We start from the raw sequence: 21,912 nt of genomic DNA, 5'->3' as shown, positions 1-21,912 counted from the left end.
TGCCCGGCGCCGGCGACGGTTTTCAGCGGGTAGAACGGTCGCCCGAGGCTGATTTCGGCAAGATTAGCGCAGGGGTGAAACAGGGGCGCGGCGGGATCGAGCCGTGCAAGCCACGCCGCGAAATCGTCGATGCCGGCGGCGCGCGCATAGGCACGGGGTAGGCCGAGCGGGAAGTCGACGCCGAGCGCAACAGCAGCACCGGCGGCGCGTTCGAGCAGGCGGGCGGCAAGGGTTGCGGCTTCGCCCACTGGCTCCGGCGCCCCGATCCGCCAGCGCCCACCCTCTCGCCTGGCGACGCTCATCCAGCGCTTCGCGGGGCTCACGCTCCAGTCGGCATGAACCGCGAGGACCGGGCTCACGAAATTGTATGGTTGCCGCAACGAGCCTGCCATTGCTGCGCCATTTTCCTGTAGTCAATCAATACGAACATCATTCGAGGTCAATCCATGGACGCCCGTTATCGCCCATCCATCCAGGTTCTGCACTGGCTGATCGCCGCAACCGTCATCGGACTCGTGATTGCCGGGCTGCTGCTGCATTACGACCTGATTTCGAAATCCGTTCACCGGCCGCTTGCGGTCATCCACATGAGCTTCGGCCTTGCCATTCTCGCGCTGATGGTGGTTCGCCTGTTCATCCGGCGCCGCTCCGGCGTGCCGCCTCTGCCGGAGACGATCGGCCGGCCGTTCCAGATCGCGGCGCATGCGACACAGATGCTGTTCTACGCGCTGCTGCTGGCGATGCCGGTTTTCGGCATCCTGTTCGTCGAGGCGCATGGCCGCAAGGTGCCATTCTTCGGGCTGTTCACGCTGCCGGTTCTCGTCGGCAAGAATCATGGCGTGCAGGAGGTTTTCGAATTTCTCCATTTCTGGGGAGGGATCGCCATCATCCTGTTGCTGCTCGCCCATGTCGGCGGCGCCGTGCGGCACGAGATGCGCGGCGAGCGCATCATCCGGCGGATGCTGCCCGGCCGGCGCTCAGCGTGAGGGCATGGCGGGTGCAAGCCGGCCGCCGAGGCGCACCGGCTCGACCGCCAGTGCCCGCCCGTCCGAGGCGATGCGGATCAGCGCGCCGCACACCGTCGCCTCGCCTTCGGTCGGGTGCAGCCGCTCGCCCGGCATCTTGCGGATGAACCGGCCAATGGCCGCCTCCTTGGTCATGCCGATCACGCTGTCGTAATCGCCGCACATGCCGACATCCGCCATGAAGCCGGTCCCCCCGGCCATGACGTGGTGGTCGGCGGTCGGGATATGCGTATGGGTGCCGAGCACGGCGGTTACGGCGCCGTCGAAGCGATGGGCAAAGGCCATTTTCTCGCTCGTCGCCTCGCCATGGAAATCCACCATGATCGCCGCGTGGGTGACGCCGAGCCGCACGCGCGCCAGAACCCCTTCCAGCGCGCGGAACGGGCAGTCCATCGGGTCCATGAACAGCCGGCCCATCACCTGGGCGATCAGCACGCGCCTTCCATCCGGCAGGGTGATGTCGACCACGCCATCGCCCGGCGTGCCGGGGGGAAAGTTGAGCGGCCTGATCACCCGCTTCTGCTGCGCGATATAGGGGATGATCTCCTTGCGGTCCCAGGCGTGGTTGCCGAGGGTGATGGCATCCGCCCCGGCGGCGAACAGGGCGTCCGCCATGTCCGGCGCGAGGCCGAAGCCGTGGGAAGCGTTCTCGCCGTTGACCACCGCCACATCGGCGCCGAGTTCCCGTTTCAGCCGCGGCAGGGCGGCGATGACCGCTTCGCGCCCGGACCGGCCCACCACGTCACCCAGATAGAGGAGTTTCATCGCTGTCATCTGCATGGCGACATGCGGTATTCGCTCCGCGCCGGTTGGGCAAGTCGGGTCGGGGCGGCATGCGCCTGTTCCGGCACATGACTTTGCGATGAAATGCCGTTAGCCTGACATCATGGAAACGCAGAGCACGATCGATGCCGCCCGCGCCATTTTCGGCGAGCGGCTCAGCCTTAACGCCAATATCCGCGAAACCCACGCGCATGGCGAGGCCAACGCGGCCACCAGCCTGCCGGATGCGGTGGCGTTTCTCGAGTCGACCGAGGAGGTTTCGCGGCTGCTGCGGCTGTGCCACGCGGCGGGCGTGCCGGTCACGCCGTTTGGCGCGGGCACCTCGCTCGAAGGCCATGTGACCCCGGTGCGTGGCGGCATCAGCCTCGATCTGACGCGGATGAACCGGGTGATCGAGGTGAACGACGCGGATCTCGACGGCCGGGTGGAGGCCGGGGTGACGCGGCGGCAGCTCAACACCTATCTGCGCGATCACGGGCTGTTCTTCCCGGTCGATCCCGGAGCGGATGCGACAATCGGCGGAATGTGCGCGACGCGCGCCTCCGGCACGACCACGGTGCGCTACGGCACGATCCGCGACAATGTGCTGGGGCTGCGCGCCGTGCTCGCCGATGGCACGGTGATCGACACTGGCGGGCGGGTCCGCAAATCGTCCACCGGCTATGACCTGACCCGCCTGCTGATCGGCTCGGAGGGCACGCTCGGCATCATCACCGAGGTGCAGCTGAAACTCTACGGCATTCCCGAGGCGATCGGCGCCGCCGTCTGCGGTTTCGCCGACGAGCACGCGGCGGTGGCCGCGGTGATCGAGATCATGCAGACCGGCATTCCGGTCGCCCGCATCGAATTCGCCGATACCGCGCAGATGGCGGCCTCGATCGCCTATTCGAAGCTCGATCATCTCATCGCCGGCCCGACGCTGATGTTCGAGTTCCACGGCAGCGCGCAGGGTGTTGCCGAACAGGGGGCCATGGCCGAGGAAATTGCCAGGGCCCATGGCGGCAGCGGCTTCGCCTTCGCGACCGAAACCGAGGCGCGCAACCGGCTCTGGCGCGCCCGCCACGATGCCTATTGGGCGGCTCGCGCGGCCTATCCCGGCAAGGGCGCCTTTGCGACCGACACGATCGTGCCGATCTCGCGGCTGGCCGAGGCGGTTTCGCTGGCGCGCGAGGCGGTGACGCGCTCCGGCCTCGAAGCCTGCATCGTCGGCCATGTCGGCGATGGCAATTTCCACGTGCTGATCCTCTATCCTGAAGGCGAGGAGGGCCGGGCGAAAGCCTGGGAGCTTGATCGTGAAATTGTCGCCCAGGCGCTTTCGTTCGGCGGGGCGGCGAGCGGCGAGCATGGGGTGGGGCTCGGCAAGCGGGAGTTCCTGCCGCGCGAGCACGGGGCGGCGGCGCTTGGGGTGATGCGGGCGATCAAGCAGGCGCTCGATCCACGCGGTATCCTCAATCCTGGAAAGATGTTTCTCGACTGAAGGCCGGCCGGGCCGTTCAAGGCCCGGCCAACCCGTCGGGTCAGTTGCCGCTGGACGGCGCGGCGGCGGCGGCGGGGGCTGCCGGCGCTGCTGTCGCGGTCGTTCCTCTGGCGGCAGAAGCCGCAGCTCCGGCAACCGGCTGTGCCGCGATGCCGATATCGGTCACGCCAGCCTTTCGCGCGGCGTCCATCACCGTCACGAAATGCTGGAAGGCCACTGCCTTCGACGCGGCGATGGTCACCTCGGTCTTGGACGGATCGCCATCGCCCTGGAACATGGCGGTGAGCTGGTCCGGCGTCAGCACCTGCTTCTTCACCTGGATGCTGCCATCGGCAAGAATGTTCACGGTGAATTTGGGGTGCTTGAGATGCGTCGTCTGCGTCGAGTTCGGCAGCTGCATCGGGATTCCGGCATCCGGGATCATCTGCAGCGTGACGATGATGAAGAATACCAGCAGAAAAAGCATCACGTCGATCATCGGGATGATCTCGACGCGCGCTTTCCGGGCCTCGAAATAGCGCATGTTCATGAAATCAGGCCGCCACCGCGCTGCGAACCGCGGGGCGGCTGCCGGCATGGGGCACCACCGGCGCGCCATCGGTGCGGTTCAGCACCATGGTGCGGATCGTCTCGAGCTGGTGGATGATCAGGCGGACCTGGTTCTGCAGCATGTTGAAGGTGGCAAGGCCGACCATGGCGATGAAGATGCCGCAGGCGGTGGCCACCAGGGCATCGGCCACGCCGCCGGTCACCTCGGCCGGTGCATGGCCGGGCGTGGCGAGCACCGAGAAGGCGTGGAACATGCCGATGATCGTGCCGAACAGGCCGAGCAGCGGGGCGAGCGTCACGATCGTGTCCAGCACCCACATCCGCCGGTCGAGCCGGGGTGCGACCAGCATGATCGCCTCGTCCATCCGGCTGTTCATCGCGGCGTGGTTGGTATCGTGCATGTGGTTCAGGGCGGTATCGAGCAGCAGCGCTTCCGGCATCCGGCCGGCATAGTCGCGCAGCGTCACGAGATCGTCCTCATTCACACGGCCCATGGCGGCCATGCGGCGGACGATCGAGCTGCCGCGAAGGATCGCGCGGCGAAGATACCACATCCGATCGATGATCACCGCGACAGCGATGACGAAAAGACCGGCGAGAACGTAAAGCACCCCGTCGGAATAATTCGCGAGGTGAATGATATAATCCAAGGTCATGCTGACTCTCCGAGACTCCGCCCGGAGCATTCCCAGGCCGGTGCCGGCGCGGGAGGACTTCGGCCGGATCGTTTTGCCCGACAAACACGACAGGGCGCGCCCACATTGCGGGCCGCCTCCCGTCACACCGCGTGTAGACGAGCCTGAGGCGCTTTAGTGTGAAGCCTCGATGACAGTTGTTACGAAGGCGCATCGCGGGCGCCGCGCGATGGCCGCTCACAGGCCGTGCCCTTGTTCCGCTGGCGGCACCGCACGACATCTGCCGCAACAATTCAATGGAGCATCCCGATGGAATATCGCCAGCTCGGCCGGTCCGGCCTGAAGATTTCGACGCTGACGCTCGGCACCATGACGATGGGCGGACGCGGCGTGTTCGGGAAGGTCGGCAATGTCGGGCGTGCCGAGGCGCGGCGGCAGATCGACATGTGCGTCGATGCCGGCGTCAATCTCATCGATACCGCCGACATCTATTCCACCGGCGGCTCCGAGGAGATCATCGGCGAGGCGCTGGGCGGCAAGCGGCCGCAGGGGCTGCTGATAGCGACCAAGGTGCGGTTTCCGATGGGACAGGGGCCGAATGACCGCGGCCTGTCGCGCCATCACATCATCCAGGCTTGCGAGGCGAGCCTGGCGCGGCTGCGCACCGATGTCATCGATCTGTATCAGGTTCATGAATGGGACGGCCTGACCCCGCTCGAGGAGACGATGCAGGCGCTCGACATGCTCATCCGCCAGGGCAAGGTGCGGTATGTCGGCTGCTCGAACTATTCCGCCTGGCATGTCATGAAGGCGCTCGCGATCGCCGAGCGAACGAATCGCGAAAGGTTCGTCAGCCAGCAGATCCACTACACGCTGGAGGCGCGGGAGGCCGAGAACGAGCTGATCCCGCTCGCGGTCGATCAGGGACTGGGCGTGCTGGTCTGGAGTCCGCTCGCTGGCGGGCTGCTCTCCGGCAAGCATCGTCGCAACCAGGACACGCCGCCCGGCACACGCCAGCTTGCCGGATGGAGCGAACCGCCGATCCACGACGAAGACCGGCTCTGGGACATCGTGGAGGCGCTGATCGAGGTTGCCGGCGCGCATGGCGTTTCCGCGGCGCAGGTCGCGCTCGCCTGGCTGCTCGGGCGGCCGGCGGTGACCGCGCTCGTTATCGGCGCACGCAACGAGGAGCAGCTGGCGGATAACCTGCGGGCCGCGAGCCTGACGCTGACCAAGGAGGAACGTTCGATGCTGGATGCGGTAAGCCAGCGCCCGCTGCATTATCCCTACTGGCACCAGGCACAAACGGCGAAGGACCGGCTCGGCGCGGCGGATCTCGCGCTATTGGGGCCGCATCTCTGAACGGCTCAGTCCGGCGGCAGTAGCTGGGCGTCGGTCGTGCCGGTTCGCGCGCCATCCGATTGGTCCGGATGGCGCGCCCGATCGTGACCGGGCGGACGCGGCGCGCCGTGCCCGCCCGCAGGTCTGTCAGATGTTCTTGTCGAGCCAGGCCTTCAGCACGCTCTTCGGCGCGGCGCCGACATGCTGGGCCGCCGGCTTGCCGTCCTTGAACAGGATCAGGGTCGGGATGCCGCGCACACCATATTGGGTCGGCGTCATCGGGTTCTCGTCGATATTCACCTTGGCGACGGTGACGCGCCCGGCATATTCGCTGCCGAGTTCCTCGATCGACGGCCCGATGATCTTGCAGGGACCGCACCATTCCGCCCAGAAATCGACCAGAACCGGCTCCTTCGAGTCGAGAACCGAGGTTGAAAACTCCGCGTCGGACACGGCTTTCGTGGCTGCACCCATGATAATGCTCCTTGAAGCGATATGTTGCATACGAGAATGGCGTCTCGCCCGGTGACGATCAAGCTTATGGCTGCTCCGGCTTCGGCGCATGCCGGGCCAGCGTCGCGGCGGGCACCGGCATGACACGGCCCCGCGATGTCCAGACCAGCACCGCCTCGACCCGCCGATCGGGATATATTCCGGCGAGAACCGCGGCATAGGCGGCGAGCTGCGCCGCATAGGCTTCGGGAATTCCGGCCGGATCGTCCGGCGGCCGGCGGTCGGTCTTGTAGTCGGCGATCAGCACCCGGTCGGGCAGCACGGCAAGCCGGTCGATCAGGCCGCCGATCTCGACGCCACCGACAATGCCGGCCACCGGGGCCTCGGCGCGCGAGGCGGGGCCGAACAGCGGCGTCAGCTCAGGATGGTCGAGCACCCCGAAAACCGCGTCGATCAGGGCGGACTGTTCGGCGGCGTCAAGGCTGTGGCCTGGCTGGGCCAGATAGCGGCGCGCGGCCTCGCGCCGGCCGGCGGGGGCAAGATCGGGCAAATGCTGCAACAGCGCGTGGATCAGCCGCCCGCGTGCAAGGGCGGCGGCGCGGCCGGTCTCGCGGCCGGCCAGCGGCGAGGCCGCGGCAAGCCCCGAGCTTTCGCCTTCGGCGCTGCGGCTCGGCACCAGGCGGTCGATCCGGAGTGCGGGCTCGGGCGGCGGCGCCGCGCGCCAGCCGGTTTGCGGGCCGATCCAGCGCGGCAATGGTGAAGCGACCGTCGTGGCGATAGCGGCGGCCCGGTCCGGCGCTGCCGTCTGCGCGGTTTCGAGGCAGAGGATGCTGCCCTCCAGCGGGGGTTCCGCCGCGCGGTCGGCAACGCCGTCGAGCCTGGTGAAACCGGCGCGCACGCTCTCGTACCAGCATGAGTCCGGAAGCTTGGTTTTCGGCGCCGCGCCACAGACGATCAGATGGTCCTCGGCGCGGGTGAGGGCCACGTAGAGCAGCCGGTTGTATTCCTCGGCGGCGCGGGTGGCGCTCCGGGCAAGAGCCTGCTCTACCGCCGCGCTGCGCATGTCGGCGCGGGGGCAGAAGATGGGCACCTGACCTCCATCCTGCGGGGCGTCGAGCCAATGGATCATCTCGCGCGCCTCCTTGCCCGGCTGTCCGGTCGTGTCCGGCAGGATGACCAGCGGCGCCTGCAGGCCCTTCGCGCCGTGAACGGTCATCAGCCGCACCGCGTTGCCGGCCGCCTCCGCCTCGCGCTTGACCTCGGCGGCGGCGGCATCGAGCGCTGCGAGAAAGCCTTGCAGGCTTGGCGTTTCGCGGCTGCCATGGTCGAGTGCTGTGGCGAGCAGTTCGTCGAGCGGCTCGGCGGCCTCCGGCCCGAGCCGGGCGAGCAGCCGGGCCCGGCCGCCCATCGGCCCGAGCACCTCGGCGAAGAAGCGGTAGGGAGCGACGAAATCCGCCCGCGCCTGCGCCTCGGCGATCAGGTCGCGCGCGGCGGCGAAGCCAGCGCACTCGTCGGCGCGGGCGAACAGCGCGTCGCGCAGCGAGCCCTTGCGACCGAGCGCAAGCCGCATCAGCTCCTCGTCGGACAAGCCTCCGAGCGGGCTTGCCAGCACTGTCGCGAGTTCGACATCGTCCTGCGGCAGCAACACGACGCGGGCAAGGGCCATCAGGTCGGCCACGGCGCGGGTTTCGGTCAGCACCATGCGGTCAAGCCCGGCAACCTCGACATTGGCCTCCTTCAGCGCGCGGGTGAGGGCGACGCCGAATTCGTTGCGCTGCCTGACCAAGATCAGGACATCGCCGGGGGCAAGCATGCGCCCGCGCGACTCAAGGCGCATCGTGCCGATATTGGCGGCGATCCATCCCGCCACCGCCCGGGCAAGCCGCCGCCGTGCCGAGGCCTGTTCGGCATAGGTCTCGGCCGGCGCCCAGGGAGCGAGGTCGGGATCGGGGTCGGCGGCAATCAGCGGCCACAGCGTGACCGAGCCGGCCTGTCCGGCGCGGCTTGCGCCATGCGCCAGCGTCTCGCCGGGCATCACCACGCCGGCGCGCGCCGGCCCGCTCTCGAACACCTTGTCCACCAGGGCGAGAACCGGTGCCGTGGAGCGAAACGAGGTCGCGAGGCTGCCTTCATGCCAGCGCGCGCCGGCGGCTGACACGCGGGCGCCGATGCCCGCCCGCCAGGCGTCGAAACTCGCAAGATCGGCGCCCTGGAAGGAGTAGATCGACTGTTTCCGATCACCGACCGCGAAGATGGTGCGCGCCCCGTCGCTCCGCGCGCCTGTGCCGGCAAAGAACTCGGCCGCGATCGCGTCGATCACCGCCCATTGCGCCGGTGCGATGTCCTGCACCTCGTCGAGCAGGATATGGTCGATCCCGCCATCGAGCTTGTAGAGCACCCAGGCGGCGCCGGGATCGACCAGGAGCTGTGCCGCGCGGGCGATCAGGTCGGCATAGTCGAACCGCGCATTGAGCTGCTTCGCCCCCTGTTCGGCGGCGTGGATCGGCAGCGCGAGCCGGGTGAGGGCGGCGGAAAGATCGGCGAGGCGCCGCGCCGCGAGGCGGTCCATCATCCGCAGCAGCCGTGCCTGCTCGGCCTCGATCGATGTCCGCAGCGCCGGTTCCGCGGCATCGAGCGTCTTACTCAACAACGTTGTCATCGCGCGCGGCGCGCCGGCGCCGGTGAAGAAGCCATCCCGCCAGATATCGAGCCGGGCGGCGCGCTGCGCTGGCGGCAGGTTCAGCCAGGCCAGCAGGGCGGCGGCCTTTTCCCGCGCTTTCGGCGAGCTGCGTTCGCTCATCGCCCGAAGGGTGGCACGGATGTCGCGATCGTCGAATGCGACGATCGAGAGCAGGATCGCATCCTCGTCTTCATCGGGGGCGTCGAGCGCGGCCGCCTGCATGGCGGCGATGCTCCCGACATCCCCATAGCGGGACGCGAGCCCCGCCAGCCTTGCCTGCGCGTCGGTCAGCATCCGGTCGGTCAGGCCGGCGAAATCGGTTTCCGAAATCTGCCCCGCGAGAAGCCTGAGCGCGGCTTCCGCATTGCGGCTGTCATCACCCAGAACGGCCTCGCGCGCGGCGCGGCGGCGGCCGGCGGCCTCGGCCTCGTCGGCGACGGCGAAATGCGGCGAGATCTGCGCCTCCAGCGGAAACCGGCGCAGCAGCGACTGGCAGAAGGCATGGACCGTGTCGATCCGCATGCCGCCCGGCAGGTCAAGCACCTGGCCGAACAGCATCCGCGCCCGCTGCCGCGTCGCCGCATCGGTCGGCATGTCGAGCGCTGTGAGATCGCCATCGAGCTTGTCGTCGGTGGCGATGGCCCAGTCGCCGAGCCGCCGGCGCAGGCGGATCGCCATCTCGGCGGCCGCCGCGCGGGTGAAGGTCAGGCAGAGGATGCGGCTGGGCGGTGCGCCGGAGAGCATCAGCCGCAGCAGCCGGTCGGTCAGCAGCTTGGTCTTGCCCGATCCGGCCGAGGCGCCGACGAAGGCGGAAACCGATGGGTCGGAGGCCGCGCGCTGCGCCGCCTCGGCCATCGCGATGGCGTCGCTCATGCGTCCTCCTGCCACTCGGCACGGCGGGAAATGCCGGCGAAGGGCTGATCCTTGGGTTTGCGGCCGGGATGCGGCGCGTCGAGAAACGGCGTCGCGGCATCGGCGTAGTGGGCGAGCAGAGCGGGAATCTGCGCGCGCGCCGCCTCGATCACCGCCTCGAGCGATTGGGCCTTGTCCCCGAACAGCGCCCTCGTCTCGCCCTCGGTGGCCCCGCCGGACAGTTTCCAGTAGGCGAGTTCCCCAACCTTGCCGGCAAAACCGGGGAAGCCGCCGGTCTCGGCGATGACTGCCTCGATCGGCAATTGCGGAGCCTTGCCCTGCTCCACCGCTTTGTCGGCGGGTGGGCTGCCGGTCTTGTAATCGATGATCGCGATTGTATCGCCCCGCCGCTCGATCCGGTCGGCCCGGCCGTTGACGGTGAAACGGCCGAACCGCCACGCGCCGGGGAGTTCCACCCTGATATCGTCGGCCTCACCCTGCTCGGCGAGCCGCGCGCGTTCGATCTCGACGATCCAGCCGGCGATGCGCTCCAGCCTGACCAGCCAGAACGCCTCGAGGGCCCGGCGCAGGCGCCGTGCGCGCAGGGCGGTGGCGAAGGCGTGGGCGAGCCTGCGCGGCGCATCCTCGTCCCTGGCCCAGCCCGGCGTCGCCGCCACCTCCATCAGCGCGTCATGCGTGATGGTGCCAAAAATCGCCGCGTCGGTCTCGGCCTGTAGCGGGTTCAGCGGGCGCAGCTTCAGCACCTCGCCGGCATAGATGGCGTAGGGGTCGGCAAGCAGCGTCGTGATCTTCGAGATCGAGTAGGTGACCGGCCTCACCTCCACTGGTGGGCGCGGCTCCGGGCGACGCAGTCGGGGCATGGGGGTGGAGGGCTGGTCGAGCCCGGCCGACCAGTGGGCAGCCGGATGAGGCTGCAAAACGTGTCCGCCACCACGCAGCCGAGTTCGATCCGGGCCAGAAATCGTGAGGGCACCGCCGGGGCGCGGCCCCGCCGGCGTGGCGCCGATAGCACCACCTCGTCGCAGGCGCCGATCAGGATGCCGAGATCGTGCGCCGCCTCGCCGATCCTCTCGGCATCGTCCGGCAGACCGGCGGCGCGCCGCATGGGTCGGGACAGCCAGGGGCCGGGATCTGGCTCCGCCGGAAACACACCCTCGACCATCCCGCCGAGAACGAGCGTGTCGACCCGTTGCAACCGCGCCTCCATCATGCCCCAGATGGCGACCCGCGGGTTTGCATCGTGCGCACGCGGGCGGCGCAGCCGGGCATTGCCCAGCACCGCATCGAGCAGCGGGACCAGTTCCGCGGGTTCGACATCCGCCAGCCCGTCGAGCGCCGCGAGCTGGATGGCGAGATGCTCCGACAGCGCCGCCCCGGCCTCGCCGGCCCAGAGATCGTCCGTGATCGCTTCCGCCGCTCCGATCAGCCCCCCGAGGAGGGTTGCCGGCGGCAGGCTCGCCGGGCCGGACGATATCGGCCGGAGGCGCAGCTGAAGATCGGCGAGAAAGGCCGGAAGCGCGTCATCCGGCGAGGCCTCGTGATCGGCGGCGTGGCGCATCGCGGCAAAGCCGGGGCCGGGCAGGGCACGGCGGAGCAGCTGGTCGAGCTGGCGGGCGAGGGCACGGCACTGCCCCGGCGGCTGACCCGCCGTCACCAGCGGATGTTTCAGCAGCGCGAGCACGGGCACGGCGTCGTAGTCGCTCTCGACGCAGGTGGCGAGCAGACGCAGCACGATTGCCGGCGGCGTGTCGGCGAGACGTTCGCCCGCGCTGTCCTCGGCGCGGATGCCGAGCCGTTCGAGCTCGGCGGCAACGCGCAAGGCGAGGCCGCGATCGGGCGTGACCAGCGCCGCATCGCGCCCCGGCGTTTCCAGCGCGTGGCGGAGGGTGAGCGCGATGGCGCGCGCTTCGTCCTGTTCATCGGCGGCATCGAGCCGCCAGAGTCCATCGCCCGCCGCCGCCACAGCATCCGCCGTCGGTGGAATCGGCAGGAACGCGTTGCGGAGGAGTGCGATCCGGCCGGCCCGGCCGGTCGTCTCCCCGTCGCGCAGGGGATGGATTTCGGCGCGGTGCGCGCCGATCGCCTCGGCAAGGCGGCGAAGGCCGGCCTGGGGATGGGACGGTGTGCGATCGAGCATCGACCATGCCTCGTCCGGCAGGTCGGGGTCGAAGCCGGGCAGCACCACGCAGCCCTGTTCGAGACTTGCAACGACACGCGCGAGCCGCGTCAGGGCGGGTGGTGCTGCGGCAAGTCCGGCGAGCCAGACCGGGTGCGGCGGCGGCGCAAGGCGCCAGCGCTCGGCCTGCGCATCGAGCAGCATCCGCTGGCGCACCGCCGGATCGACCGCGCCGCGCTCGGCGAGAATCGCGGGCCATGCGCGCGTGACGATCGACAGGAAATCGAGAGTGCGCTGCCAGTGTTCGGCGAGTTCGGGTGCCACGATTCCTGGCAGCGTGTCCGCAAGCTCGATCTCGGCCTGGGCGGCGGTGTCGAGCAGGAGGGCAAGGTCGTCGGCGAGCAGCAGCGCGGCGGCGAGGGTGGTCGGCGCGCCGTCGCGCCCACCCATGCCGAGGATCAGCCGGGCGAGGACAGAGCGGCGTTCCTCGGCGGCGATCGCCGGCGGCAGGTCGAGCCCGGCGAGGATGCCGAGTGCTGCTTCGTCTGCCGCCCCGATCGCGGCGATGCGGGGCATGATCAGGGGCCCGCCTTTCGCTTCGAGAAAGGCGGCGGCGGCGGCGCGGGCGGCGCGGCGGGTGGGCAGGAACAGCACGCCATCGGCCGGGTCGCGGCCGGCATACGCCGCCTCTTCCAGCCAGGCGCGGGCAAGCTCAAGCAGGAACGGGCGATCGGCGCCGACGAACCGGACCTTCGGGATCATGGCAGAAATCTTTCGAGCAGGGCGTCCGGCCCGCGAATCGTGGCCGTGCGGTGATCGCCTTCGTCCCACTCAAGCGCGATCGTCAGCGCCTCCTGCGGCGCGAGGGGGCCGAGCCGGTCGGGCCACTCGATCAGGACGATGCCGGCAAGGGCCGCATCCAGCCCGAGTTCGGCGACATCCTCCGGGCCGCCGAGGCGCCAGAGGTCGAAATGCGCCACCGGCGGATCGAGTTCGTAGGTCTGCACCAGGGTGAAACTCGGACTCGGCACGTCGAGCGTGGCATCGCCGGCGCGGGCGCGGATGAAGGCGCGGGCAAGGGTCGATTTCCCGGCGCCAAGCGGGCCGGAGAGCAGGAGGGCGTCGCCGGCGCGAGCCTGTGCCGCCAGTTGTCGCGCAAGCGCCGCGGTGGCGTCCTCGCCGCCGAGCGATATCGTTCGAATCCCCATTGTTCGATCCTGCCCGATCAGCCGGTCTTTGCAAGTTGACCCGTGCGCGGTTTCGGCTACGCATGGGGCATGGCAGAGACGATCACCACAGATGTGGCCATTATCGGCGCGGGCCCCGCGGGCCTGTTCGCCGTCTTCGAGTGCGGGATGCTGAAACTCGGCGCCGTGCTGATCGATGCGCTGGGCGAGGTGGGCGGCCAGTGCGCCGCGCTCTACCCGGAGAAACCAATCTACGACATCCCCGCCCTGCCGGCGATCGAGGCGGCGGGGTTGATCGAGAATCTGGAGCGGCAGATCGCCCCCTTTGCCGCGCCGCGCCTGCTCGGCCGGCTGGTGACGGCGATTTCCGGCGCCTGCAGCGATTTCACCATCGGCACTGACCAGGGCGATCTCGTCCGCGCCAAGGCGATCATCATCGCCGCCGGTGCCGGCGCCTTCGGCCCGAATCGCCCGCCCCTTGCCGGGCTCGCCGCCTACGAGGCGAGCGGTGCGGTGCAATACTACGTGAAGCGGCGCGAGGCGCTGCGCGGCAAGCGGGTGGTGATCGCCGGCGGCGGTGATTCGGCGGTGGACTGGGCGCTGGCGCTGCGGGGCATTGCGGCCAGCATCGCCGTGGTGCACCGGCGGCCGAAATTCCGCGCCGCGCCGGAAAGTGCGGCCCAGCTCGCCGTGGCGGCGGCACAGGGCGAGATCGATCTCGTGATCCCCTATCAGCTCCACGCGCTGCATGGTGCCGATGGCACGCTGGGCAGCGTCGAGGTCGCCGATCTCGACGGGGCGACACGGCATCTCGACGCCGACATCCTGCTGCCGTTTTTCGGCCTCGCGACCGATCTCGGCCCGGTGGCGACCTGGGGGCTCGAACTCTCTCTTCATCACGTTCTCGTGACACCATCGACGTGCGAGACCAGCACGCGCGGGATTTTCGCGATCGGTGACGTGGCGGAATATCCAGGGAAACTGAAGCTGATCTTGCAGGGTTTCTCTGAAGCCGCGATGGCGGCGCACGCGATTCATCCGATCGTTCACCCCGAACAGGCGTTGCACTTCGAATATTCGACATCGAAAGGCCTGCCGGGCGCCGCCTGAATCCCCGCCTTCCGCGGCAAAAAAACGCTGACAAACCGCGCCCGGTCGTTCAGTCTGGGTCCAGGCATCGGAGGGATTTGTGATGGATGGCTATACCCCGCCCGGCCTGGTTCGGTCATACGAACAAGTTCGCGCCCATACCGAGGATCTGGCGCGGGCTCTTTCCGCCGAGGATCAGTGCATCCAGTCGATGGCGGATGCGAGCCCGGCGAAATGGCACCGCGCCCACACCACCTGGTTTTTCGAGCAGTTCGTGTTGCTGCCCCACGCTCCCGGCTATCGCGTGTTCGATCTGGCGTTCCAATACCTGTTCAATTCCTATTACGAGTCGGTTGGTGAACGGCAACCACGGCCGGAGCGCGGGCTGATCACCCGGCCCGAGGGGGCGCGGGTGACCGCCTATCGCGCGCATGTTGACACCGCGATGCGGGAGCTGATCGAGCGTGGCGGGGCCCCGGCCGATCTGGTGGTGCTTGGCCTCAATCACGAGCAGCAGCATCAGGAACTGCTGGTTACCGACATCACCCATGCCTTTGCCCAGAACCGTTTCGCTCCGGCGCCGGTTCCCCATTTCACCCGGCCGCCGGCGGTGCCCGGCGGCGAAGGTTTCGTCGATTTTCCGGGCGGGCTCGTCGAGATAGGGTTCGCCGAGGCCGGGTTCCATTTCGATAATGAAGGGCCCCGTCATCAAGTCTGGCTGGAACCCTATCGCCTGGCCGACCGGCTTGTACGCAATCGCGACTGGCTGGCCTTCATGGCGGAAGGCGGATACCGGACCAGCACGCTGTGGATGGCGGATGGATGGGAAGCGGCGCGCGCTGGCGGCTGGGCGGCGCCGCTCTACTGGCGGCGCGACAACGATGTCTGGTCCAGCTTTGGCCCGAAGGCGTGCTGAGGCTCGATCCCGACGCTCCGGTGATGCATGTTTCATGGTATGAGGCGGACGCCTACGCCCGCTGGCGCGGCGCCAGACTGCCGACCGAGGCGGAGTGGGAAGCAGCGGCGGCGGATCCGCGCCTCGCGGAGATGACCGGATATGTCTGGCAATGGACCGAAAGCGCCTATCGCCCCTATCCGCGATTCCGGCCGGTTGCCGGCGCGATCGGTGAATATAATGGGAAATTCATGATAAATCAGATGGTTCTCCGCGGGTCTTCAATGGCAACGCCGGAAGGGCACGCGCGGCGGAGCTATCGGAACTTCTTCCATCCGGACAAACGCTGGCAGTTCGCGGGCTTCGTCTCGCGTGGGACTGCTGAACGGTGTCGGGTCTTGCATCGCCAGAGGCCGGTATCGTCGCCGAGGCGCTCGCCGGGCTGACGGCGCCGCGCAAGAGCCTTCCGCCCAAACTGTTTTATGACGAGGCCGGCTGCGCCCTGTTCGGGGCGATCACACGGCTCGCGGAATATTACCCGACGCGCACCGAGCGCGCCTTGCTGACGCGGGTTGCGGCGGCGCTCGGCGCATGGGTGGAACCCGGTGCGGCGCTGGTCGAATATGGCGCCAGCGACGAGGAGAAGGCGGAATTGCTGTTCGGGGCGCTGGAGAGCGCCGCTTATGTGCCGATCGATATTGCCGCCCCGGCGCTGGCCGCGCTTGCCGCACGGATGCGGCGGCGTCATCCCGCGATCGCGGTGCATCCGCTCGCCGCCGATTTTCTTGCCCCGGTGCGCCTGCCGGCGGCGATTGCGGGACTGCAGCGTCTCGGCTTCTTTCCAGGATCGACGATCGGCAATCTCGATCATGACGAGGCGGTCGCGTTTCTCGCCCGGGCGCGCACGGCGCTCGGGCCCGGATCGCCGCTGCTGATCGGGGTGGATCTCGAAAAATCGCTGGATATCCTGATCCCCGCCTACGACGATGCCGAAGGAGTGACGGCGGCGTTCAACCTCAACATCCTCACCCGGCTGAACCGGGAGGCGGAGGCCGATTTCGACCCCGCGCTGTTCCGCCACCGGGCGGTGTGGAATGACAGGTTTCGCCGGATCGAGATGCATCTTGAAAGTCGGGTGCCGCAGAGCGTGCGCCTTGCCGGGCTCAGGATCGACTTCGCCGCCGGCGAGACGATCCACACCGAGAACAGCTACAAGTTTTCCGAGGCCCGCTTCGCCGCGCTGGCCGCGCAGGCCGGCTGGATTGTGGCCGAAAGCTGGACGGATCCGGATCGTCTGTTCTCCGTCCAGCTCCTGGTGTCGCGATCCTGAGACTTCGAATTTTCAGCCCCCTCGAATTTTCAGCCCCGGCGCCCGCTCTTATCGCCTTCGCCTGCATCGCTGACGGCCGGGCGCGGGAGACGGGGAACATCCAGGGTCAGGCGAAATCCGGCTTGCGCTTGGCGATGAAGGCCTGCATCCCCTCGCGCTGATGCGGGGTTCCGAACAGCGGCAGGAAGGCTGCCCGCTCATATTTGACGCCTTCGGACAGGGTGGTTTCAAAGGCGGCGTTGATGCTGCGCTTGGCTTGCAGAAGGGCGACGGGCGACATGCCGGCGATCCGCTTCGCGAGTTTCGTCGCCTCCGCCATCAGTTCCGCCGCCGGCACGACCCGGGCGACCAGATTGGCGCGTTCGGCCTCTTCGGCATCCATCATCCGGCCGGTGAGGATCATTTCCATCGCCTTAGACTTGCCGATGGCGCGGGTGAGGCGCTGGGTGCCGCCGGCGCCCGGGATCACGCCGATGGCGATTTCAGGCTGGCCGAACTTCGCGGTATCGGCGGCGAGAATGATGTCGCACATCATGGCCAGCTCGCAGCCGCCACCGAGCGCATAGCCCGCGACCGCGGCGATCACCGGCTTGCGCATGGTGGTCACCACCTCCCACGACCGGCCGATGAAATCGTCGAGCCCGGTTGCCGGCCAGGCGCGGTCGGCCATTTCCTTGATGTCGGCGCCGGCGGCGAAGGCGCGTTCCGAGCCGGTCAGGACGATGCAGCGGATCGCGGCATCGGCGTCGAAGCTGCGCAGCGCGTCGCCCAGCTCGGTCATGAGCTGGTCGCACAGCGCGTTGAGCGCCTCGGGCCGGTTCAGCCGGATGAACGCCACGGCGCCGTCGGTTTCGGTGATGATCATTTCGTAGGGCATGAAATCCTCCGCATTGTTGCGGCAGGATGGCCCAATTCGCCGATGATGCAACCCGCTTCGTCCGCCCGGATGCGAATCGGGCATTGACGCGACTACGGCGGGTTCGTCAGGTATAGGAGGGAGAGACAAACCGAGGCCCAAATTGCCCTTGACCGCCATTCGCGAATTGCCGCTCGATCAGCTTCTGCTGGGTGATGCCGTCGAGACGATGCGCATGCTGCCGGACGCATCGATCGACTGCGTCTTCGCCGATCCGCCCTATAACCTGCAGCTGCGCGGCGAGCTTCGCCGGCCGGATGACAGCGTGGTCGACGGTGTCGACGACGACTGGGACAAGTTCAGCGATTTCGCGGCCTATGACGAATTCTCCCGCGCCTGGCTCGGCGAGGCGCGGCGGCTGATGCACAAGGACGCGACGATCTGGGTGATCGGCTCCTATCACAACATCTTCCGCCTCGGCGCGATCATGCAGGATCTCGGTTTCTGGATCCTCAACGACGTGATCTGGCGCAAGACCAACCCGATGCCGAATTTCCGCGGCCGGCGCTTCACCAACGCGCACGAGACCCTGATCTGGGCGGCGCGCGAGCGGACGTCGCGCTACCGCTTCAACTACCAGGCCATGAAGTCGCTGAACGACGACACCCAGATGCGCAGCGACTGGACGATCCCGCTCTGCACCGGCGGCGAACGGCTGCGCAACCAGCACGGGCTGAAGCTGCATCCCACCCAGAAGCCGGAAGCGCTGTTGCACCGGGTGATCCTGGCGGCGACCAATCCTGACGATGTGGTGCTCGATCCGTTTTCCGGCACGGCGACGACGGCGGCGGTGGCCAAACGGCTCAACCGGCATTTCATCGGCATCGAACGGCATCCGGCCTATGTCGAGGCCGGCTGGGCCCGGCTGCGTCAGATGCGGGCGGCGCCGGCGCATCTGACGAAAGCGATGCCGAGCCGGCGCGATGCGCCGCGCATCGCCTTCGGCGTGCTGGTCGAGCGGGGCATGATCCCGCCGGGCACGGTGCTGCACGACCGGTTGCGCCGGGTCAGCGCCACCGTCGCGGCCGATGCCAGCATCATCGCCGGCACCCATCGCGGTTCGATCCATCAGGTTGGCGCGGCGGTACAGAATGCGGCGAGCTGCAATGGCTGGACCTTCTGGCATGTCGAGCGCGAGGGGCGGCTTGTCGCCCTCGATCATGTGCGCGAAACGCTGCGCCCATGACAAAGTCTCTCGCCTCGATGACCGGCTTCGCCCGCCACGCGGGCACCCATGACAATGCCAGCTTCGTCTGGGAAATCCGCAGCGTGAACGGCCGCGGGCTCGATCTGCGGCTGCGCCTGCCCGCGGGGCTGGACGCGCTCGAGCCGGCGCTGCGCGATGCGGCCGGCAAGCGGCTCAAGCGCGGCAATGTTTCGGCCACGCTCACACTCAGGCGCGAGGCCCCGGTGGCGATGATGGTGGATGAAGCGGCGCTCGAAGGGTTTCTGCGCCACGCCCTTGCGCTGTCGGACCGGATTCCCGGGGCGATGGTGCCGCGCGCCGAGGCGTTGCTGGCCCTGCCCGGCGTGATCCGCCCCGCCCTTGCTGATGAAGCCGCCGATGACGCGCAGGCGGCGCAGCAGGAAGCTCTCGCCGCCACTCTCGCGGCCGGGTTCGATGCGGCCCTCGCCGCACTCGACCAGGCGCGGCGCGAGGAGGGCGGCCGGCTTGCCGCAATCGCCAGCGACCTGCTCGATGCGATCCAGCGGCTGATCGCCGCAGCACGGGCCCATGCGCCGGAACAGGCGGCACAGCACCGCGCCCGGCTGCGGGCGGCGCTGGCCGACCTGCTCGGTGATGCCGACCCGCTGCCACAGGAGCGGCTCGCCCAGGAAATCGCGCTGCTCGCCACGAAATCGGATGTGCGCGAGGAGCTCGACCGGCTGGACGCGCATGTCGGCGCCGCCCGCGCGCTGCTCGCCGACGCCGTGGCGGTCGGCCGCCGGCTCGACTTCCTGATGCAGGAATTCAACCGCGAGGCGAACACGCTGTGCAGCAAATCCGCCTCGCTGGAGCTGACCGCGATCGGGCTCGACCTCAAGGCAACGATCGAGCAGCTCCGCGAACAGGTGCAGAACATTGAGTAGGCCGGCATGAAGCGGCGTGGCATGTGCCTCGTGCTCGCCGCCCCCTCTGGCGCGGGCAAGACCTCGCTCTCGCGCGCCCTGCTCGAAGGTGATACGTGGATGTCGCTGTCGATCAGTGCGACGACGCGCGCGCCGCGGCCCGGTGAGGTCGATGGCGAACACTATTTCTTCAAATCGTCCGAAGAGTTCGCCGCCATGGTCGAGGCTGGCGCGTTTCTCGAACACGCGACGGTGTTCGGTCGGCGCTACGGCACGCCCCGCGCGCCGGTCGAGGCGGCGCTGGCCGCCGGGCGGACATCCTGTTCGACATTGACTGGCAGGGGTTTCGCCAGCTCCGCAACGCCCTGCCGAAGGATGTGGTAGGGGTCTTCATCCGCACCCGCAGCGTCGACGAGCTGCGGGCGCGCCTCGTGGCGCGCGGCGACGACGCCGAGACCATCGAGCGCCGGATGGAGGAAGCCGATAGCGAGCTGGCCCACCAGATGGAATTCGATTTCATCATCGAGAACACGGACTTCGCTGCCGCCCTGTCGGATCTGCGGGCCATCCGGCGCGCTTGCAGGCTGGCAACCTCACGGATTGTTGAGGAAGCCTTGCCGCCGGAAGGCAAGTCTGTCTAAAGGGCTGTAACAGTGTCGTAATCGACACCCACTGAAAAACGGAGCTACCCCATGCCCGATGACAATACGGAGCGTAAGCCACGCGTTTCGTTCTGGCGGATCCTACTCGTGGTGCCCTTCGTGGCCACGCTGTGGGTTCCATTCTTCAATCACGCAAAGCCGGAAATCGCCGGCTTTCCGTTTTTCTACTGGTACCAGCTCCTCTGGGTCGTGTTGTCGGCGATCCTGATCTGGATCGTCTGGCGCGTCGAGAGCTGAGGAGCCCGAATCATGCTTGCTGCAGGCATTGTCTTTGCCGTTCTGGTCATCGCCGTCCTGGTTCTGGGCTTCTTCGCCGCGCGCTGGCGCGGCGGCGATCTCAGCCAGCTTCACGAATGGGGGCTTGGCGGCCGCCAGTTCGGCACGCTGATCTCGTGGTTCCTGATCGGTGGCGACCTCTACACCGCCTATACCTTCATCGCCGTGCCCGCGCTGATGTTCGGCGCTGGCGCGATTGCCTTCTTCGCGGTGCCGTACACGATCATCGCCTATCCGATCCTGTATGTCGTGTTCCCGAAAATGTGGCGGGTGGCGGCGAAATACGGGTTCGTCACCGGGCCTGAATTCGTTCGCGGCCGCTATGGCAACCGCTGGCTGGCGCTGGCCGTCGGCATCACCGGCATCATCGCGACCATGCCCTATATCGCGCTGCAGCTCGTCGGCATGCAGGTGGTGATCGGCGCGTTCAATCTCGGCACCGGGTTTGGCGGCCATTTGCCGCTGATCCTCGCCTTCCTCGTGCTGGCCGCTTTCACCTACACGTCGGGCCTGCGCGCGCCGGCGATGATCGCGGTGGTCAAGGATACGCTGATCTATCTGACGATCATCGTCGCGATCATCGCGATCCCGTCCTCGCTCGGCGGGTTCGGAAACATCTTCGCCAAGATTGCGCATGCGAAGCTGCTGCTGGCGGCCCCTGGCCCGCACACCACGGGCATCTATTCGGGCTATGCGACACTCGCGCTGGGCTCGGCCATGGCGCTGTTCCTCTACCCTCACGCGCTGACCGGCATTCTCTCCGCCCGGTCGAGCGAGACGGTGCGGAAAAACGCGGTGATTCTGCCGGCCTACTCATTCATGCTCGGCCTGATCACGCTGCTCGGCGCCATGGCGATCGCCGCCGGCGTCGCCGCGGCGCCGCAATTCGCGGCCGGCTTCAAGACCTACGGGCCCAGCTTTGCGGTGCCGGCGCTGCTGATCCAGACGCTGCCGGGCTGGTTCGTCGGTGTTGCCTTCGCGGCCATCGCCATCGGTGCGCTGGTGCCGGCGGCGATCATGGCGATCGCCTCGGCCAACATCTTCACCCGCGACATCTGGAAAGAGTTCGTTGCCCCCGGCATGTCGCCCGGCGCCGAATCGCAGATCGCCAAGCTGTTCTCGATCGTGATGGTGATCGGCGCGCTGATCTTCATTTTCGGCCTGCCGCAGAAATACGCGATCCAGTTGCAGCTGCTCGGCGGCATGTGGATGATCCAGATCTTCCCGGCCATCGTGTTCAGCCTGTTCACCCGGTTCTACAATGGCTGGGCGCTGCTGGTGGGCTGGGCCGTCGGCATCGGGCTGGCAACGCATTTCGCACTGCTCAACCACCTCAAGGGATCGATCTATCCGTTCCATATCGGCGGCCTGACGTTCCCCTGCTACATCGCGCTGGCGACCTTCGTCGTGAACGTGCTCGTGGCCACCGTGCTGTCGCCGGTGTTCCACGCCATCAAGTCGGACCGCACGCGCGACATCACCAGCAGCGCCGACTACGCCTGAGGAATGGCGCACGCCCCGCGCCATCGCCGATGAGCGGCTCCACGCCCCGCCG

General features: G+C 68.1%; 20 protein-coding genes and 1 pseudogene. 12 read left to right on the top strand and 9 right to left on the bottom strand.

Annotated elements, in window-relative coordinates:
• Positions 1-446 precede the first annotated feature (446 nt).
• A complete protein-coding gene (locus ACIDOCELLA78_RS000000102090) occupies positions 447-986 on the top strand; it encodes a cytochrome b (protein ID WP_201728177.1) in 540 nt (179 codons plus the stop codon).
• On the opposite strand, the gene ACIDOCELLA78_RS000000102085 is transcribed toward ACIDOCELLA78_RS000000102090, so the two are convergent.
• Entirely contained in the window at positions 978-1,790 is an 813-nt protein-coding gene (locus ACIDOCELLA78_RS000000102085; RefSeq protein WP_201728176.1) for a TIGR00282 family metallophosphoesterase, read from the bottom strand. The genes ACIDOCELLA78_RS000000102090 and ACIDOCELLA78_RS000000102085 overlap by 9 nt on opposite strands.
• Before the next feature lie 121 nt (positions 1,791-1,911).
• Between ACIDOCELLA78_RS000000102085 and ACIDOCELLA78_RS000000102080 the strand changes: the two genes are divergently transcribed.
• Positions 1,912-3,285, top strand: a complete 1,374-nt coding sequence (locus ACIDOCELLA78_RS000000102080; protein ID WP_201728175.1) for an FAD-binding oxidoreductase — start codon at positions 1,912-1,914, stop codon at positions 3,283-3,285.
• 40 nt (positions 3,286-3,325) lie between these two features.
• Here the strand turns inward: ACIDOCELLA78_RS000000102080 and ACIDOCELLA78_RS000000102075 are convergent, their stop codons facing one another.
• Positions 3,326-3,814 carry a biopolymer transporter ExbD gene (locus ACIDOCELLA78_RS000000102075; RefSeq protein ID WP_201728174.1) on the bottom strand — a complete coding sequence of 163 codons (489 nt, stop codon included), beginning with the start codon at positions 3,812-3,814 and terminating at the stop codon, positions 3,326-3,328.
• Between the two features lie 4 nt (positions 3,815-3,818).
• Complete coding sequence (locus tag ACIDOCELLA78_RS000000102070; protein WP_201728173.1) at positions 3,819-4,490, bottom strand: MotA/TolQ/ExbB proton channel family protein; 672 nt, start codon at positions 4,488-4,490, stop codon at positions 3,819-3,821.
• Positions 4,491-4,778: 288 nt separating this feature from the next.
• On the opposite strand from ACIDOCELLA78_RS000000102070, the gene ACIDOCELLA78_RS000000102065 reads away from it, so the two are divergent.
• The gene (locus ACIDOCELLA78_RS000000102065; RefSeq protein WP_201728172.1) at positions 4,779-5,831 is read left to right on the top strand and encodes an aldo/keto reductase; all 1,053 of its coding nucleotides are present in this window, start codon (positions 4,779-4,781) and stop codon (positions 5,829-5,831) included.
• Between the two features lie 126 nt (positions 5,832-5,957).
• Here the strand turns inward: ACIDOCELLA78_RS000000102065 and trxA are convergent, their stop codons facing one another.
• The 5 genes from trxA to tsaE form a co-directional block, all read right to left on the bottom strand.
• Positions 5,958-6,284 carry a thioredoxin gene (gene trxA / locus ACIDOCELLA78_RS000000102060; RefSeq protein ID WP_201728171.1) on the bottom strand — a complete coding sequence of 109 codons (327 nt, stop codon included), beginning with the start codon at positions 6,282-6,284 and terminating at the stop codon, positions 5,958-5,960.
• A gap of 64 nt (positions 6,285-6,348) precedes the next feature.
• Positions 6,349-9,816: a double-strand break repair helicase AddA gene (gene addA / locus ACIDOCELLA78_RS000000102055; RefSeq protein ID WP_201728170.1), complete on the bottom strand. Its 3,468-nt coding sequence runs from the start codon at positions 9,814-9,816 to the stop codon at positions 6,349-6,351.
• Entirely contained in the window at positions 9,813-10,640 is an 828-nt protein-coding gene (locus ACIDOCELLA78_RS000000102050) for a PD-(D/E)XK nuclease family protein (RefSeq protein WP_249675388.1), read from the bottom strand. The genes addA and ACIDOCELLA78_RS000000102050 overlap by 4 nt, the downstream gene beginning before the upstream one ends.
• Entirely contained in the window at positions 10,631-12,694 is a 2,064-nt protein-coding gene (locus ACIDOCELLA78_RS000000102045; RefSeq protein WP_249675386.1) for a hypothetical protein, read from the bottom strand. Before ACIDOCELLA78_RS000000102045 ends, ACIDOCELLA78_RS000000102050 begins: the two co-directional genes overlap by 10 nt.
• Positions 12,691-13,140 carry a tRNA (adenosine(37)-N6)-threonylcarbamoyltransferase complex ATPase subunit type 1 TsaE gene (tsaE, locus tag ACIDOCELLA78_RS000000102040; RefSeq protein WP_201728169.1) on the bottom strand — a complete coding sequence of 150 codons (450 nt, stop codon included), beginning with the start codon at positions 13,138-13,140 and terminating at the stop codon, positions 12,691-12,693. Before tsaE ends, ACIDOCELLA78_RS000000102045 begins: the two co-directional genes overlap by 4 nt.
• Positions 13,141-13,209: 69 nt before the next feature.
• Here tsaE and ACIDOCELLA78_RS000000102035 point away from each other — a divergent pair, with 69 nt between their 5' ends.
• The 4 genes from ACIDOCELLA78_RS000000102035 (at position 13,210) to egtD (ending at position 16,433) form a co-directional block, all read left to right on the top strand.
• Entirely contained in the window at positions 13,210-14,229 is a 1,020-nt protein-coding gene (locus ACIDOCELLA78_RS000000102035; RefSeq protein ID WP_201728168.1) for an NAD(P)/FAD-dependent oxidoreductase, read from the top strand.
• A gap of 82 nt (positions 14,230-14,311) precedes the next feature.
• Complete coding sequence (locus ACIDOCELLA78_RS000000102030) at positions 14,312-15,124, top strand: SUMF1/EgtB/PvdO family nonheme iron enzyme (protein ID WP_283770818.1); 813 nt, start codon at positions 14,312-14,314, stop codon at positions 15,122-15,124.
• A complete protein-coding gene (locus ACIDOCELLA78_RS000000102025) occupies positions 15,031-15,549 on the top strand; it encodes an SUMF1/EgtB/PvdO family nonheme iron enzyme (protein ID WP_307850877.1) in 519 nt (172 codons plus the stop codon). The genes ACIDOCELLA78_RS000000102030 and ACIDOCELLA78_RS000000102025 overlap by 94 nt, the downstream gene beginning before the upstream one ends.
• The gene (egtD, locus tag ACIDOCELLA78_RS000000102020) at positions 15,492-16,433 is read left to right on the top strand and encodes an L-histidine N(alpha)-methyltransferase (protein ID WP_201728167.1); all 942 of its coding nucleotides are present in this window, start codon (positions 15,492-15,494) and stop codon (positions 16,431-16,433) included. Before ACIDOCELLA78_RS000000102025 ends, egtD begins: the two co-directional genes overlap by 58 nt.
• Before the next feature lie 106 nt (positions 16,434-16,539).
• On the opposite strand, the gene ACIDOCELLA78_RS000000102015 is transcribed toward egtD, so the two are convergent.
• Positions 16,540-17,310, bottom strand: a complete 771-nt coding sequence (locus ACIDOCELLA78_RS000000102015; protein WP_201728166.1) for an enoyl-CoA hydratase-related protein — start codon at positions 17,308-17,310, stop codon at positions 16,540-16,542.
• A 208-nt stretch (positions 17,311-17,518) separates the two neighbouring features.
• Here ACIDOCELLA78_RS000000102015 and ACIDOCELLA78_RS000000102010 point away from each other — a divergent pair, with 208 nt between their 5' ends.
• The 5 genes and pseudogenes from ACIDOCELLA78_RS000000102010 to mctP all read left to right on the top strand — a co-directional run bounded on the left by ACIDOCELLA78_RS000000102010 (position 17,519) and on the right by mctP (position 21,860).
• Entirely contained in the window at positions 17,519-18,535 is a 1,017-nt protein-coding gene (locus ACIDOCELLA78_RS000000102010; protein ID WP_201728221.1) for a site-specific DNA-methyltransferase, read from the top strand.
• Entirely contained in the window at positions 18,532-19,440 is a 909-nt protein-coding gene (locus ACIDOCELLA78_RS000000102005) for a YicC/YloC family endoribonuclease (RefSeq protein ID WP_201728165.1), read from the top strand. Before ACIDOCELLA78_RS000000102010 ends, ACIDOCELLA78_RS000000102005 begins: the two co-directional genes overlap by 4 nt.
• Positions 19,441-19,446: 6 nt before the next feature.
• Positions 19,447-20,060: pseudogene (gene gmk / locus ACIDOCELLA78_RS000000102000) on the top strand (guanylate kinase).
• 51 nt (positions 20,061-20,111) lie between these two features.
• Entirely contained in the window at positions 20,112-20,318 is a 207-nt protein-coding gene (locus ACIDOCELLA78_RS000000101995; protein ID WP_174502592.1) for a DUF3311 domain-containing protein, read from the top strand.
• 12 nt (positions 20,319-20,330) lie between these two features.
• A complete protein-coding gene (gene mctP, locus ACIDOCELLA78_RS000000101990; RefSeq protein ID WP_201728164.1) occupies positions 20,331-21,860 on the top strand; it encodes a monocarboxylate uptake permease MctP in 1,530 nt (509 codons plus the stop codon).
• Positions 21,861-21,912 lie beyond the last annotated feature (52 nt).

Source organism: Acidocella sp. C78 (genome assembly GCF_907164655.1).
The sequence above is the reverse complement of the archived record's forward strand: the minus strand, read 5'-3'. Positions and strand labels throughout refer to the sequence as shown.

Coding starts and splice junctions, on each gene's coding strand:
- ACIDOCELLA78_RS000000102090 (WP_201728177.1), top strand. CDS start 447: ATGGACGCCCGTTATCGCCCATCCATCCAGGTTCTGCACTGGCTGATC.
- ACIDOCELLA78_RS000000102085 (WP_201728176.1), bottom strand. CDS start 1,790: ATGAAACTCCTCTATCTGGGTGACGTGGTGGGCCGGTCCGGGCGCGAA.
- ACIDOCELLA78_RS000000102080 (WP_201728175.1), top strand. CDS start 1,912: ATGGAAACGCAGAGCACGATCGATGCCGCCCGCGCCATTTTCGGCGAG.
- ACIDOCELLA78_RS000000102075 (WP_201728174.1), bottom strand. CDS start 3,814: ATGAACATGCGCTATTTCGAGGCCCGGAAAGCGCGCGTCGAGATCATC.
- ACIDOCELLA78_RS000000102070 (WP_201728173.1), bottom strand. CDS start 4,490: ATGACCTTGGATTATATCATTCACCTCGCGAATTATTCCGACGGGGTG.
- ACIDOCELLA78_RS000000102065 (WP_201728172.1), top strand. CDS start 4,779: ATGGAATATCGCCAGCTCGGCCGGTCCGGCCTGAAGATTTCGACGCTG.
- trxA (WP_201728171.1), bottom strand. CDS start 6,284: ATGGGTGCAGCCACGAAAGCCGTGTCCGACGCGGAGTTTTCAACCTCG.
- addA (WP_201728170.1), bottom strand. CDS start 9,816: ATGAGCGACGCCATCGCGATGGCCGAGGCGGCGCAGCGCGCGGCCTCC.
- ACIDOCELLA78_RS000000102045 (WP_249675386.1), bottom strand. CDS start 12,694: ATGATCCCGAAGGTCCGGTTCGTCGGCGCCGATCGCCCGTTCCTGCTT.
- tsaE (WP_201728169.1), bottom strand. CDS start 13,140: ATGGGGATTCGAACGATATCGCTCGGCGGCGAGGACGCCACCGCGGCG.
- ACIDOCELLA78_RS000000102035 (WP_201728168.1), top strand. CDS start 13,210: ATGGCAGAGACGATCACCACAGATGTGGCCATTATCGGCGCGGGCCCC.
- ACIDOCELLA78_RS000000102030 (WP_283770818.1), top strand. CDS start 14,312: ATGGATGGCTATACCCCGCCCGGCCTGGTTCGGTCATACGAACAAGTT.
- ACIDOCELLA78_RS000000102025 (WP_307850877.1), top strand. CDS start 15,031: ATGGGAAGCGGCGCGCGCTGGCGGCTGGGCGGCGCCGCTCTACTGGCG.
- ACIDOCELLA78_RS000000102015 (WP_201728166.1), bottom strand. CDS start 17,310: ATGCCCTACGAAATGATCATCACCGAAACCGACGGCGCCGTGGCGTTC.
- ACIDOCELLA78_RS000000102010 (WP_201728221.1), top strand. CDS start 17,519: ATGCGCATGCTGCCGGACGCATCGATCGACTGCGTCTTCGCCGATCCG.
- ACIDOCELLA78_RS000000102005 (WP_201728165.1), top strand. CDS start 18,532: ATGACAAAGTCTCTCGCCTCGATGACCGGCTTCGCCCGCCACGCGGGC.
- ACIDOCELLA78_RS000000101995 (WP_174502592.1), top strand. CDS start 20,112: ATGCCCGATGACAATACGGAGCGTAAGCCACGCGTTTCGTTCTGGCGG.
- mctP (WP_201728164.1), top strand. CDS start 20,331: ATGCTTGCTGCAGGCATTGTCTTTGCCGTTCTGGTCATCGCCGTCCTG.